This window comes from Halomonas sp. 3H (genome assembly GCF_024206005.1).
GTDB classification, from domain to species: domain Bacteria; phylum Pseudomonadota; class Gammaproteobacteria; order Pseudomonadales; family Halomonadaceae; genus Halomonas; species Halomonas campaniensis.
On record NZ_CP100360.1, the window covers coordinates 566,636 to 579,545 of the forward strand.

The window sequence follows — 12,910 nt, forward strand, 5'->3', positions numbered from 1 at the left end:
CCCGTGGCACTTGCGGGTCGGCGCTGCGGCCTTACTTCGGCAGCTTGGCCTTGCGCAGGTACGGGAAGACCTTCTCGATGTCCCCGAACTTGGCCTTGGCGTCGTCGTCGGAGAGCGACAGCGGCACGATCACGTCCTGGCCCACGGTCCAGTCGGCGGGGGTGGCCACGCCGACGCCGTTGGCGGTCTGCAGGGCGTCCAGGGCGCGCAGCACCTCGGCGAAGTTGCGGCCCACGTTCATCGGATAGACCATCGCGAGCTTGAGCTTCTTGTCCGGCCCGATGATGAACACGGCGCGCACGGTGGCGCTGTCATCCGGAGTGCGGCCGTCCGGCAGATAGGCGTCGGCGGGCAGCATGTCGAACAGCTTGGCGACCTTCAGGTCCTCGTCGGCGATGATCGGGAAGCCGACGTCGCAGCCGGCGTAGCTGGCGATGTCGTTGATCCACTGCTTGTGCTCTTCCACGCCATCCACCGAGATGCCGATCACCTTGGTGCCGCGCTTTTGCCACTCATCGTTGAGGCGGGCGACGGCTCCGAACTCGGTGGTGCAGACCGGGGTGAAGTCCTTGGGGTGAGAGAAGAGGATGGCCCAGCTGTCGCCGATCCACTCGTGGAAGCGAATGGGGCCCTGGCTGGTGTCGGCCTCGAAGTCCGGTACGACGTCATTGATACGCAGTGACATGGTCTATCTCCCTGGTCGGGTGGGCGATGCCTCCCCGGACGACCGGCGGCCGGGCTCGGGGAGGACTCTGGTTCCTTGACGTATCAGGCATGGAGCCCGGTGCGTCAAGGTGTCGTTGGGAACAAGCTTAGTTATCATCAGCTGGAATATCTATATTCCAAAAGCTATCAAGTCGATGAGCTATCCGAGCGAGGCAGGTTGTCGCACACCCCTTGTCGCTTGACCTCGAGCTCGATCCGCCCCTCGCCCAGCCGGGCGGTCACCGTCTGGCCGGGCGAGGTCTCCCCGGCACGGCGGATGACCTGGCCCTGGTCATCCTCGAGGATCGCGTAGCCCCGCCCCAGCACCGCCAGCGGGCTGACCGCCTGGAGCTCCCGGGCCACCGCCGCCAGGCGCTGCCGATGCAGGGCCAGCGCCCGCGGCATGGCGGCGTGCAGGCGATCCCGGGCGCCGGCCAGCCGCTGTGCGGCCTGCTCCCGCTGGCGTCCCGGCGGGTGGGCGGCCAGACGCTGGCGCAGGTGATGCGCCCGACGCCGCTCGGTGGCGAGCCGGCCCTGCATGGCACGGGCTAGGCGCCCCTCCAGCTGGGCCAGGGTGGTGCGTTGGCGCGCCAGCACCTCGTCCGGGTGGCGCAGGCGGGCGCGCAGGTGGTCCAGGCGCTGTCCCTCGCGATCGAGCCGCCCCTGGGTGGCGCGCCGCACGCGCCCGGCCAGCACCGCCAGGCGCCGGTCGAGGTCGTGCCGGTCGGGCACCAGCTGCTCCGCCGCGGCGGACGGGGTGGGCGCGCGGGCATCGGCGGCGAAGTCCGCCAGGGTAACGTCCACCTCGTGGCCCACCGCCGATATCACCGGCAGCCGCGAGTGGAAGATGGCGCGGGCCAGGTGCTCGTCGTTGAAGGCCCACAGGTCCTCCAGGCTGCCGCCGCCGCGGGTGATCAGGATGGCGTCCCGGGCCGGGTCCAGCGCCTGCTGGCGGTTGAGCAGGCCCAGGGCGGCGATCATCGCCGGCGCGGCCTCGCGGCCCTGCACCGGCACCGGGATCAGCGTCACGCTGGCCAGCGGCCAGCGGGCGGCCAGCACCGCCAGCACGTCGCGGATCGCCGCCCCGGTGGGCGAGGTCAGCACCAGCAGGTGGCGCGGCGGGCAGGGCAGGGGGCGCGCATTGGCGAACACGCCCTCCTCGGCGAGCCTCGCCTTGAGCCGCTCGAAGGCGGCCAGCAGCTCGCCGACGCCGGCCGCCTGCACCGCCTCGACGATCAGCTGGTAGTCGCCGCGGGGCTCGAAGATCGACAGCCGACCCCGCACCTTGACGAGGTCACCGTCGCGCATCGGGGTGCCGACGAAGCGCGCCCGGGCGCGGAACAGCGCACAGCGCAGCTGCGCCTTGGCGTCCTTGAGGGTGAAGTAGACGTGTCCCGAGCCTGGCCGCGAGACGCCGGAGAGCTCGCCCTCCACCCACAGCTCGCCAAAGTCGCGCTCCAGGGTCTGGCGCGCGCGGCGGTTCACGTCGCTGACGGAGAGGGCCCGGGGGGGAGTCGGGGAGGGGATGTCGGGGTCGAACAGGGACATGCGGGACTCGCGGGACGGTTTGCCCAAGCCTACCACGTCCGTCGCCGGGCGCCGCAACGACGTGCCGCCGGGCGCGGGGACCGGCGGCGGGTCGGTCTTCTCGGGAGGGAGGTGGGGGTCAGTCGTTGGCACCCACCGCGTCGCGGGCCGCTTCCCAGGCGCGCTGGGCGTTCTCGCGGGTGGTCTCCCAGGCGCGCTCGGCCCCTTCCTGGGTGGTCTGCCAGGCGCTCTCGGCGCCCTCCTGGGTCTGCAGCCACGCCTCGCGGGAGCGCTCGCGGGCCCGTTCCCACCAGTCATCGCTGTAGACGGGGTAGCCCTCGATCTGCTCGGCGCTGGCGTCCAGCATCACACGGTGCTCGGTATCGCCATCGTCGTCGCGGTGGGTGGTCAGGGTGAACTGGCCGGGCTCGACGATGAACTCGCGGCCGGCGAGTCCCAGCACGCTGCCGCTCTCGACCACCAGGGCGGTGACCTGCATCGCCTCGTCGAAGAGGATGTCCTCGACCTCGCCGACCCGCTCGTCGGGATCGTAGGTGAGGTAGACGTCGGCGTCGAGGATGTCCTCGGCGGAGTAGAGGCCCTGGGGCTCGTAGGCCGGCTGGGCCTGGGCGCCGAGGGCGAGGCCGCCGGACAGCACGGCAACGGCGAGGGTCAGTGTCTGATTGCGCATGTCGTCACTCCTTTCCTTGGGTGGGCTGACTGACACCTTACAACCTAGCCGAGGGGCGACGGCCTGACAGTTATTCCGTGTGTGCCAATGTAGTCGCCGGTTACCCGCTCGAGACACGTCTACCCCGTGACGGCACCCGCCCTTGGCCGTTATAATGGTCGATTAACTTCACCTCCCTCCTTCCCACCAGCTCACTGGGTGTTGCCGATTATGCTACGTATGGCCCAAGAAGCTCTTACGTTCGATGACGTATTACTCGTGCCCGGCTACTCGGAGGTCCTGCCCAAGGACGTCAGTCTCCGGACCCGCCTGACCCGCAACCTCTTCCTGAACATCCCGCTCGTCTCCGCGGCCATGGATACCGTGACCGAGGCCCGCCTGGCCATCGCCATGGCCCAGGAGGGCGGTATCGGCATCATCCACAAGAACATGACCATCGCCCACCAGGCGGCCGAGGTGCGCAAGGTCAAGAAGCACGAGAGCGTGATCGTCAAGGACCCGGTCACCGTGGGGCCCAAGGCCAAGCTGGCCGACCTGCTGGCCATGGCCGAGGAGCACGGCTTCTCCGGCTTCCCGGTGGTGGAAGGCGAGACCCTGGTGGGCCTGGTCACCGAGCGCGACATGCGCTTCCAGCCCAACCATGGCGACAGCGTCTCCGACATCATGACCCCCCGCGAGCGCCTGGTCACCGTGTCCGAGGGCACCGGCCTGGATGTCATCAAGGCCAAGATGCAGGAGCACCGCGTCGAGAAGATGCTGGTGGTTGACGACCGCTTCCACCTGCGCGGCCTGGTCACCTTCAAGGACATCGAGAAGGCCCGCACCTTCCCCCATGCCGCCAAGGACGGCGACGGCCGCCTGCTGGTCGGCGCCGCCGTGGGCACCGGTCCCGAGACCCCGGACCGCGTGGCCGCCCTGGCCGAGGCCGGCGTGGACGTGGTGGTCGTCGACACCGCCCACGGCCACTCCAAGGGCGTGATCGACCGGGTGCGCTGGGTGAAGGAGCACTTCCCGCAGATCCAGGTGATCGGCGGCAACATCGCCACCGCCGCGGCGGCGCGTGACCTCGCCGAGGCCGGCGCCGATGCGGTCAAGGTGGGCATCGGCCCCGGCTCCATCTGCACCACCCGGGTCGTCGCCGGCGTCGGCGTGCCGCAGATCACCGCGGTCTCCAATGTCGCCGCGGCACTCGAGCCCTTCGATATCCCGCTGATCGCCGATGGCGGTATTCGCTTCTCCGGCGACCTGTCCAAGGCGATCGCCGCCGGCGCCAGCGCGGTGATGGTCGGCGGCCTGCTGGCCGGCACCGAGGAGGCCCCGGGCGAGATCGAGCTCTACCAGGGTCGCACCTACAAGGCCTACCGCGGCATGGGCTCCATGGGCGCCATGTCCCAGAGCCAGGGCTCCGCGGACCGCTACTTCCAGGACAAGAATGCCGGTGCCGAGAAGCTGGTGCCGGAGGGCATCGAGGGCCGCGTGCCCTACAAGGGCATGATGGGCGCCATCGTCCACCAGCTGATGGGCGGCCTGCGCGCCTCCATGGGCTACACCGGCTGCACCGACATCCAGGAGATGCGCACCAAGCCGGAATTCGTGCAGATCACCGGGGCTGGCTTCGCCGAGTCCCATGTGCACGACGTGCAGATCACCAAGGAAGCCCCGAACTACCGGGCCGGGTGATCCCGCACACCGATCTGACGCGGCGGGGGCAACCCCGCCGCTCGCTTTTGGATCCGGCTTGCCGCCATACCGAGACGCTTTCATGACCGATATTCACGCCCACAAGATCCTGATCCTCGACTTCGGCTCCCAGTACACCCAGCTGATCGCCCGCCGGGTGCGCGAGATCGGCGTCTACTCCGAGATCCGCGCCTACGACATCACCGAGGCCGAGATCCGCGAGTACAACCCCAACGGCATCATCCTCGCCGGCGGCCCGGAGTCGGTCACCGAGCTGGGCTCGCCCCGCGCCCCCCAGTGCGTGTTCGAGATGGGCCTGCCGGTGCTGGGCATCTGCTACGGCATGCAGACCATGGCCGAGCAGCTCGGCGGCGCCGTGGAGGGCTCCCACGTCCGCGAGTTCGGCTACGCGCAGATCCGCGTCGACGAGCCGACCGCGCTGTTCCGCGACATCTCCGACCATATCGATCACGCCACCGGCAAGAGCCTGCTGGACGTCTGGATGAGCCACGGTGACAAGGTGGCCCGGGTGCCCGACGCCTTCACTATCATCGCCTCCACGCCAAGCTGCCCCATCGCCGCCATGGCCTGGGAGGAGAAGCGCTTCTACGGGGTGCAGTTCCACCCCGAGGTGACCCACACCCTCCAGGGCCAGCGCATCCTCGAGCACTTCGTGCTGGAGATCTGTGGCGCCGAGCGCCTCTGGACCCCGGCCCAGATCATCGAGGACCAGATCGAGCGCGTCCGCGCCCAGGTGGGCGACCGCCACGTGCTGCTTGGCCTCTCCGGCGGCGTCGACTCCTCGGTGGTGGCGGCCCTGCTGCACAAGGCCATCGGCGACCAGCTCACCTGCGTGTTCGTCGACAACGGCCTGCTGCGCAAGGCCGAGGGCGACCAGGTGATGGAGACCTTCGCTCGCCACATGGGCGTGAAGGTGATCCGCGTCGACGCCGAGGAGCAGTTCCTCTCGCGGCTCGAGGGCGAGGCCGACCCCGAGGCCAAGCGCAAGATCATCGGCAACACCTTCATCGATGTCTTCGACGCCGAGGCGGCGAAGATCGAGGGCGTGGACTTCCTGGCCCAGGGCACCATCTACCCGGACGTGATCGAGTCCGCCGCCGCGAAGACCGGCAAGGCCCACGTGATCAAGTCCCACCACAACGTGGGCGGCCTGCCGGAGACCATGAAGCTCAAGCTGGTGGAGCCGCTGCGCGAGCTGTTCAAGGACGAGGTGCGCAAGCTCGGCCTGGAGCTCGGCCTGCCCTACGACATGGTCTACCGCCACCCCTTCCCGGGGCCGGGCCTGGGCGTGCGCATCCTCGGCGAGGTGAAGAAGGCGTACGCCGACATCCTGCGCGAGGCCGACGCCATCTTCATCGAGGAGCTGCACCGCGCGGACTGGTACCACAAGACCAGCCAGGCCTTCGCCGTCTTCCTTCCGGTGAAGTCCGTCGGGGTGGTCGGCGACGCCCGCCGCTACGAGTGGGTCATCGCGCTGCGCGCCGTGGAGACCATCGACTTCATGACCGCCCGCTGGGCGCACCTGCCCTACGAGCTGCTGGAAACGGTCTCCAACCGCATCATCAACGAGATCAGCGGGGTTTCCCGCGTGACCTACGATGTGAGCAGCAAGCCGCCCGCGACCATCGAGTGGGAGTGAAATTAGACTATTATAAAAGGCCTGCTTGATAAGCAGGCCTTTTTATTTGGTGAGACTTTGTGTGGGTTGTTGAGGTGGGGTTACTATGTTGTTGGCATGGGTGGTTAATCCTGAGCATGAGAGAGAGCATTTCGAGAAAATTCTAAGTGGTCTTTTTTTTCCGTTCGAAAAGCATGGTTGCTGGTATCTATCGAGTGATAGGCCGTTTTCCCACAGTTTGGTGGAAGAGAAAGCTTGGTTCTCTCAGCGCATTGATGCGGTGAACGGATTTATAAGAATTTCTTCTGTGCCCATGAGTCCTATAGAGGTCGCGGGATGGTATTTTGTCACCGATGAAGGCGAAATTAGGCCTATTCTTGAGGCTCCTTCAAATCTTGTTGTTAAGTATGTGGAAGACCAGGTTACGAAGAGACATGCAGATTTCCTAAATAAGTTGATGAACAACCAGGTTGCGCTTGATGCGTATGCGCATATGAGCCGGCATGGAGACTGGTATGGATTGTATAAAGCTTATGAAACGCTTAATAACAATATCGAAGAAGTCGATTTGATCAATGTGGTTTCAAAGAAAAAGTGGGGGAAGGTTAGGCGTACAGCAAACTCATACAGGCATTCTAAATATGGGAATGGCCATGTGGGCACGCCAATGGCATATAATGAGGCGCAGAATATTATAAAAAAAGTGCTGGAATATTTGGTGGAAAAACAAGAGTAAGCTGGGGCAGTTTATTAGCTTAATACCAGCTGAATTTATCCTTCAGTTCTGGCTGCATCAGCAGGAATCACCTTGCTCGCCTTCGGTATCACCTATTCCCTCCTCCTGATCCTGTTCGGCCTGTGCGCCGGGGCGCGCTGGCGCCACGGCGGGGCGATGGCGGTGCTGCTGCTGGCGGGGCTGGTGGGGTACGCGACCTGGCTGTTCGTGTTGCTGGCGCTGGGCTATGTGTCGCTGACCGCCTGGATGCAGGGGCAGCGGCTGCCGCTCTGGGCCCAGGCGGCGAGAATCGCCGTCTGGCTGGTGGCCAGTGCGGGCCTGGTGCTGCACGCCTGGCCGGGGTATGACGGGCTGGCGCTGGCCGAGGCGCTGGTGTGGAAGGAGGGCAGCCTGCCCACCGGCTTCTACTTCAACCACGACAAGGTGCTGGTGGCCTGGGCGCTGCTCGGTTGGGTGCCGCTGTTCGGGCGCAGCCTGACGCCGCGCGGCCAGTTGCCGCCTTGGGCGCTGCCGCTGGCTGTGGCGGGCGGGGTGGGGCTGCTGATGGCGCTGGCCGCGGCGCTGGGGCTGATCGACTGGCGGCCGGGCCTGCCCGCCGGCTTCTGGATCTTCGCCGTCGCCAACCTGCTCAACACCTGCGTGGCCGAGGAGCTGCTGTTCCGCGGCATGCTGCAGCGCTGGCTGATGGCCCGTTGGGGCGCCGCTCTGGCCCTGGTGGCGGCCAGCGCCCTGTTCGGCATCGCCCACCTGGCGGGCGGTGGCGCCTTCGTGCTGGTGGCCTTCGGCGCCGGGCTGCTCTATGGCCTAGTCTATCTCTGGACCGGGCGGCTGGTCTGGGCGGTGCTGGTGCACTGGGGGCTCAACCTCACCCACCTGTTGCTGTTCACCTATCCCATGAGTGCCTGAGGGCCCATGAGTGCCAGAGGACTCCCGCGCCGGGTGCCACCGATTCCATCGAGCACGGCCCGGTCACCGGCCATGGTGAGGTGGCGACCAAGGAAAAACCGCCACTTTCGGGTTTCCCCGGGTGGCGGTTATGCGTTGATGGTCTTTCTGGTGTTAGTTGCCGCTGAGGCAGGATCCCCGGCTCAGCCCCGCAGCTTGCGTGCGTTGGAGCGGGTCTTGGTGCTGTAGGGCTTCAGCGCCGCCGCCGTGATCTGCGCGGGATCTGCGCCTCTGGATGCCGCCACCGAGGCACGCTCGCTGGCCGTGGCGAATATCGTCGCCTTCTCCATCATCATGCCCATGGCCTCGGGGCCGGTCATGGCGCCGCTGGCCATCATCATGGTACGACGGGCGATCACCTCGCCGGCAGACAGTATCATCATGTTGTAGGAAGTGGCGATCTTCATCCACGCGAACATCATGTCCATCGGGTTATTCTTCATATCGTCTGGTACTCCTCGTTCTTTCCGGCTTCGACCCGGGGCCTGTTCATGAACACGTCGCCTGTGAAGAGCGGGTGTCGACGCCTGAACCTCGCCGTGAAGTCATCGAGATGCAGGGGTAGTAGCAAGATACGCTTGATCATGATCTGTGTCGGTGCGCTGACCCACCCTCGCCTGGTGTTTCGGCCGACATCAGACCCGGCCGGGGAGGGCCAGCGATGGAACAGCGCATGAGTCTGATCACCCTGGGCGTCGGCGACCTGGCCCGGGCGCGGCGCTTCTATGAGGGACTGGGCTGGCGGGTAGGCCTGGCGGTGGAGGGGGAGGTGCTCTTCTTCCAGCTCAACGGCCTGGTCCTGTCGCTCTATGCCCGCGCCGCCCTGGCGGAGGATGCCGGGGTGGCGGAGGCGGGAAGCGGCTTCGCCGGCATCACCCTGGCCCATAACGTGCGCTCGGCGCCCGAGGTGGACGCCGTGCTGGGCGAGGCGGAGCGCGCCGGCGGGCGGATCGTCAGGCCTGCCCGCCGTGCGGAGTGGGGCGGCTATTCCGGCTACTTCGCCGACCCCGACGGCCACCTCTGGGAGGTGGCACACAACCCCGGATTCCCCCTCGATGCCGAGGGCAATACCTCACTGGGCTGAGCGTGGTGGCGCTCGCCGATGAAGCGCTGGCACCATGCCCTGAAAGCCTTCGATGGAACCCTGCCATGATTCGACTCCACCACTGCGTCAGCGCGCGCTCCTTCCGTCCCCTGTGGCTGCTGGAGGAACTGGGGCTGCCCTATGAGCTGGTGATGCATCCCTTCCCGCCCCGGGTACACGACGAGGCGTTTCTCGAGATCAATCCGCTCGGCACGGTGCCGGCGCTCTTCGACGGCGAGGTGGCGATGACCGAGTCCGCGGCCATCTGCCAGTACCTCGCCTCCCGCCACGCCGAATCGGGCCTGGAGGTGGCGCCGGGCGATCCGGCCTATGGCGACTACCTCAACTTCCTGCACTTCGGCGAGGCGACCCTGACCTTTCCCCAGACCCTGGTGCTGCGCTATGGCCACTTCGAGCCGCCGGAGCGGCGCCAGCCCCAGGTGGTGGAGGACTATGCCCGCTGGTGCCTCTCCCGGCTGCGCACCCTGGCGCCGCGGCTGGAGCGCGAAAGCTTCCTCTGCGCCGGGCGCTTCACCGCCGCCGATGTCTCGGTGGGTTATGCGCTGCTGCTGGCCAGCCATATCGGCCTGGGCGAGCGCTTCAAGCCCGCCGTGGCCGCCTACTGGGCGCGCCTGCAGCAGCGGGAGGCCTTCCGGCGCGCCCTGGCCGTGGAGCGCGAGGCGGCGCTGGCCCAGGGCGTCTCACCCGAGTCGGCCATGGCGGTGGGAAGGGCCTCGGCCTGAGGGAGCAGGGCGGCGTCGACGTGCGCCCGCTCCGGTCATGGACCTCCCGGTCAGAAGCGGTCGAGGCGGAAGGGGGTCATGTCCACCGCGGGCGCTTCGCCATCCATCATCTGGGCAAGCAGCTCACCGGTGGCCGGCCCCAGGGTAAAGCCCTGATGGCCGTGGCCGAAGGCGAGCCATAGCCCCGCCTTGTCGGGGGCCGGGCCGATCACCGGCTTCATGTCGGGCAGGCAGGGACGGGCGCCCTTCCAGGGTTGGCTGTCGCGACGCTTGCCCAGCGGAAACAGCTTGCGAGCCACCTTCTCGGCGGCGGCCAGCTGCCTGTACTGGGGCGGCGAGTCCAGGTCGGCCAGCTCGGCGCCGGTGGTCAGGCGAATCCCGGCGCGCATCGGTTCGAGCAGGAATCCCTTCTCGGCGTCCATCACCCAGTGGTTGAGCCTGGCCCCTTCCTCGGCGGAGTAGTGCATGTGGTAGCCGCGCTTCACGAACAGCGGCACTTTAATGCCCAACCTGGCCAGCGGTTCACCGGTCCAGGGCCCCAGGGCCACCACCACCTGCTCTGCCTCCAGGGCGCCCTCGCTGGTATTGACCCGCCAGCCGCCATCCACCTGTAGCACCTCCTCGACGCTGGCCTGCATCACCTGGCCGCCCTGTTCGGCAAAGCTGCGGGCGTAGGCCTGCACCAGGCCGCCCGGGTCCGAGACCATCCAGGGCTGCGTCCAGTGGATCGCCCCGATCAGCCCCTTGCCCAGGTGCGGCTCCTTGGCGTAGAGCGCCTCGGCGTCCAGCACCTCATACTCGACCCCGAAGCGCTCGTGGTTTTCCTGGGCCTCTTTCTGGCGCTCCTCGAACTCCTTGCGGGTGCGGTAGAGCTCGAGCCAGCCGCCCTTGCGCACCAGCGACTCGGCGCCGGCGGCTTCGATCATCGGCGCGTGGGCTTCCTGGCAGCGCATGATCAGCGACGCCCATTCACGCACGATGCGCTCGTAGCGCTTTCCGCTCGAGTTCAACCAGTAGTCCAGCAGCGGGCCCGCCGCGCTCATCATGCCGGTGGGGCGGTAGCGGATATCCACCTGGCGGTTGGGCAGGACCCGTAGCATGGTGCCGATGTCACGGGGGAAGGCGTAGGGGCGCACCGCCTCGCGCTGGATGATGCCGGCATTGCCGAAAGAGGTCTCGAGCCCCGGCTCGCGGCGGTCCACCAGGGTGACGTCATGGCCGCGACGCACCAGATGCCAGGCCACTGAAACGCCGACCATGCCGGCACCAAGAACGATGATATTGCGGGCCATGAGGGTCTCCCTGCCGATGTGTCAAGAACGCCCCGCCGTGGGTGGGGCTTGTCATTCGGGGGATTCTAGCAGCGCTTCCCATAAGATCGGCATGGGGCTGATAATTAAGATAATACGTTTGTAATTTATCAGTATGTCGGAATTTTGATCCAAAAATAGCAGGGAAAATAGAATCCTTTTCGCCTTGGGGCTCCCTAGCCCGGTGCGCATGATCTCACCTAGGCTCCCCTGAGGCTGGCGCGCTCAGCGCCAGCCCATCAGCCAGGTCTCGTCATCCTTGAGAGCCTGCCAGGGGAGGGTGGTCGCGCGTCGGGTGTAGACGGCCTCGAGGACCACCGCCACCACGGCCTCCTGCTCGTCGCGCTCCAGCGCCGTCACCAGGAAGTGCTTCTCCTTGTTCCGGGGCCGTGCCGCGGTCCACTTGCTGTGGTGCAGCTTCTCGGGATTGATGGCATTCACGGTGTCGCTCCTCGGTTGTCGCCGCGGGACCCGGCTCAGAGCCGCACCAGCATCTTGCCGGTGTTAGCCCCCTCGAACAGCGCCAGGAAGGCATCCGGGGTGCGCTCCAGGCCCTGCTCGACGGTCTCCGCGTAGTCGATCTCGCCGTTGGCGACCTTCGGCCCGACCTCCTCCAGAAAGCGCGGGTAGTCGGCCCAGTGGTCGAAGATGATGAAGCCCTGCATGCGCAGGCGCTTGATCAGCAGCATGGCCAGGTTGCTCGGCCCCGGGGCCGGCCCCTCGGCGTTGTAGCGGGCAATCATCCCGCACACGGCGATGCGCCCGCCGGTGCGCAGGGTGTTGAGGGCCGCCTCCAGGCAGGTGCCGCCGACGTTCTCGTAGTAGACATCGAAGCCGGCCGGGCAGGCCGCCTGGAGCGCCTCGGTCAGCTGGGCGGCATCGCGGTCGCGGTAGCTCACCGCCCGGATGCCGTGGGACTCGAGCCACGCGAGCTTCTCGGGGGCCCCGGCGATGCCCACCACGGTGCCGCCCTTGGCCTTGGCCAGCTGCACGGCCAGCGAGCCCACCGCGCCGCTGGCGGCGCTGACCAGCACGTTGTCGCCCTCCTTCATCCCGGCGATCCGGTTCAGGCCCGTCCAGGCGGTCATGCCCGGCATGCCCAGCACGCCGAGGTAGGCCTGCTCGGGCACCTCGATGCCCGGCAGCGGCTCCACCTGGTCGCCCGGCAGCTGGGCGATGTCGCGCCAGCCGCCCATGTGCCGGACCCGGTCGCCCACGGCCAGGCGCGCATCCCGCGACTCGATCACCTCGCCCACCGCGGCGCCCTCCAGCGGCTCACCGAGCACGAAGGGATCGATGTAGGTCTTCACCCCGCTCATGCGCCCGCGCATGTAGGGATCCACCGAGAGCCAGGTGTTGCGGATGCGCACCTCGCCGTCGGCCAGGGCGGGCAGCTCGGCCTCGCGCAGCTCGAACAGCTCGCGGCCGGGGGTGCCCTGTGGGATGTCGTTGATGGTGAAGTAGCGTGACTGCATGGTGTCGTTCCTTCACGTGATGGGGAGCCCGCCAGTGTAGGAGCCTGTCGCCCCGGACGCGAATCGCGTGGTGACGCAAGGGCGCCCCGCGGGGGAGGTTCCTCCGAGGAGCGACTTCATGCCGGGCCGCTGGCAAGACCCCTGTTCGGTGTCTTGCCGGGATTGTCGTGGCGCTTTCATGCCCGAAGGCAGTTGAACTGGCGGGGTCAGCCGAGATAGGCGAGGTAGGCATCAAAGGCAGCGCGCTGCCACTCGGCCTGGCGGTACCAGAAGGCAAGGACCTCGGTGTCGAGGGTGAGTGCGTTGGAATGTGTCATGATAGGTGTCCTCCTGAGTGGGACACCTACCACCATAGGCCCTTTCTTGTTGCATTGC

Annotated in this window: 14 protein-coding genes; 6 read left to right on the plus strand and 8 right to left on the minus strand. The window is 67.2% G+C overall.

The genetic code is table 11. The annotated features are described in order from the left end of the window. Positions 1 to 31: 31 nt before the first annotated feature. The 3 genes from NFC98_RS02755 to NFC98_RS02765 form a co-directional block, all read right to left on the minus strand. A complete protein-coding gene (locus NFC98_RS02755) occupies positions 32 to 685 on the minus strand; it encodes a peroxiredoxin (protein ID WP_254276643.1) in 654 nt (217 codons plus the stop codon). A gap of 167 nt (positions 686 to 852) precedes the next feature. Continuing rightward, positions 853 to 2,253 (minus strand): exodeoxyribonuclease VII large subunit, encoded by a 1,401-nt coding sequence (gene xseA, locus NFC98_RS02760; RefSeq protein ID WP_254276644.1) that lies wholly within the window; start codon positions 2,251 to 2,253, stop codon positions 853 to 855. 118 nt (positions 2,254 to 2,371) lie between these two features. Then, positions 2,372 to 2,923 carry a PRC-barrel domain-containing protein gene (locus NFC98_RS02765; RefSeq protein WP_254276645.1) on the minus strand — a complete coding sequence of 184 codons (552 nt, stop codon included), beginning with the start codon at positions 2,921 to 2,923 and terminating at the stop codon, positions 2,372 to 2,374. Between the two features lie 210 nt (positions 2,924 to 3,133). Between NFC98_RS02765 and guaB the strand changes: the two genes are divergently transcribed. From guaB to NFC98_RS02785, 4 genes are all read left to right on the plus strand, one after another. Further along, positions 3,134 to 4,603 (plus strand): IMP dehydrogenase, encoded by a 1,470-nt coding sequence (gene guaB, locus NFC98_RS02770; RefSeq protein ID WP_254276646.1) that lies wholly within the window; start codon positions 3,134 to 3,136, stop codon positions 4,601 to 4,603. 82 nt (positions 4,604 to 4,685) lie between these two features. Further along, positions 4,686 to 6,263: a glutamine-hydrolyzing GMP synthase gene (gene guaA / locus NFC98_RS02775; RefSeq protein ID WP_254276647.1), complete on the plus strand. Its 1,578-nt coding sequence runs from the start codon at positions 4,686 to 4,688 to the stop codon at positions 6,261 to 6,263. 85 nt (positions 6,264 to 6,348) lie between these two features. Beyond that, positions 6,349 to 6,978: a hypothetical protein gene (locus NFC98_RS02780; RefSeq protein WP_254276648.1), complete on the plus strand. Its 630-nt coding sequence runs from the start codon at positions 6,349 to 6,351 to the stop codon at positions 6,976 to 6,978. A 72-nt stretch (positions 6,979 to 7,050) separates the two neighbouring features. After that, positions 7,051 to 7,884, plus strand: a complete 834-nt coding sequence (locus NFC98_RS02785) for a CPBP family intramembrane glutamic endopeptidase (RefSeq protein WP_254276649.1) — start codon at positions 7,051 to 7,053, stop codon at positions 7,882 to 7,884. A 182-nt stretch (positions 7,885 to 8,066) separates the two neighbouring features. Here NFC98_RS02785 and NFC98_RS02790 read toward each other — a convergent pair whose 3' ends face one another. Together NFC98_RS02790 and NFC98_RS02795 are read right to left on the minus strand one after the other, a co-directional pair. Then, complete coding sequence (locus NFC98_RS02790) at positions 8,067 to 8,366, minus strand: hypothetical protein (RefSeq protein ID WP_254276650.1); 300 nt, start codon at positions 8,364 to 8,366, stop codon at positions 8,067 to 8,069. Next, positions 8,363 to 8,509, minus strand: a complete 147-nt coding sequence (locus tag NFC98_RS02795) for a hypothetical protein (RefSeq protein ID WP_254276651.1) — start codon at positions 8,507 to 8,509, stop codon at positions 8,363 to 8,365. The genes NFC98_RS02790 and NFC98_RS02795 overlap by 4 nt, the downstream gene beginning before the upstream one ends. Before the next feature lie 87 nt (positions 8,510 to 8,596). On the opposite strand from NFC98_RS02795, the gene NFC98_RS02800 reads away from it, so the two are divergent. Both NFC98_RS02800 and NFC98_RS02805 read left to right on the plus strand, forming a co-directional pair. Then, entirely contained in the window at positions 8,597 to 9,007 is a 411-nt protein-coding gene (locus NFC98_RS02800) for a VOC family protein (RefSeq protein WP_254276652.1), read from the plus strand. A 65-nt stretch (positions 9,008 to 9,072) separates the two neighbouring features. After that, on the plus strand, positions 9,073 to 9,750 hold the full coding sequence (locus tag NFC98_RS02805) for a glutathione S-transferase family protein (RefSeq protein WP_254276653.1): 678 nt from the start codon (positions 9,073 to 9,075) through the stop codon (positions 9,748 to 9,750). Between the two features lie 50 nt (positions 9,751 to 9,800). On the opposite strand, the gene NFC98_RS02810 is transcribed toward NFC98_RS02805, so the two are convergent. The 3 genes from NFC98_RS02810 to NFC98_RS02820 all read right to left on the minus strand — a co-directional run bounded on the left by NFC98_RS02810 (position 9,801) and on the right by NFC98_RS02820 (position 12,535). Then, on the minus strand, positions 9,801 to 11,042 hold the full coding sequence (locus tag NFC98_RS02810; protein ID WP_254276654.1) for an FAD-binding oxidoreductase: 1,242 nt from the start codon (positions 11,040 to 11,042) through the stop codon (positions 9,801 to 9,803). Positions 11,043 to 11,285: 243 nt separating this feature from the next. Continuing rightward, positions 11,286 to 11,501 carry a TIGR02450 family Trp-rich protein gene (locus NFC98_RS02815; RefSeq protein WP_254276655.1) on the minus strand — a complete coding sequence of 72 codons (216 nt, stop codon included), beginning with the start codon at positions 11,499 to 11,501 and terminating at the stop codon, positions 11,286 to 11,288. Positions 11,502 to 11,536: 35 nt separating this feature from the next. Then, entirely contained in the window at positions 11,537 to 12,535 is a 999-nt protein-coding gene (locus NFC98_RS02820; RefSeq protein ID WP_254276656.1) for an NADP-dependent oxidoreductase, read from the minus strand. Positions 12,536 to 12,910: the final 375 nt, after the last annotated feature.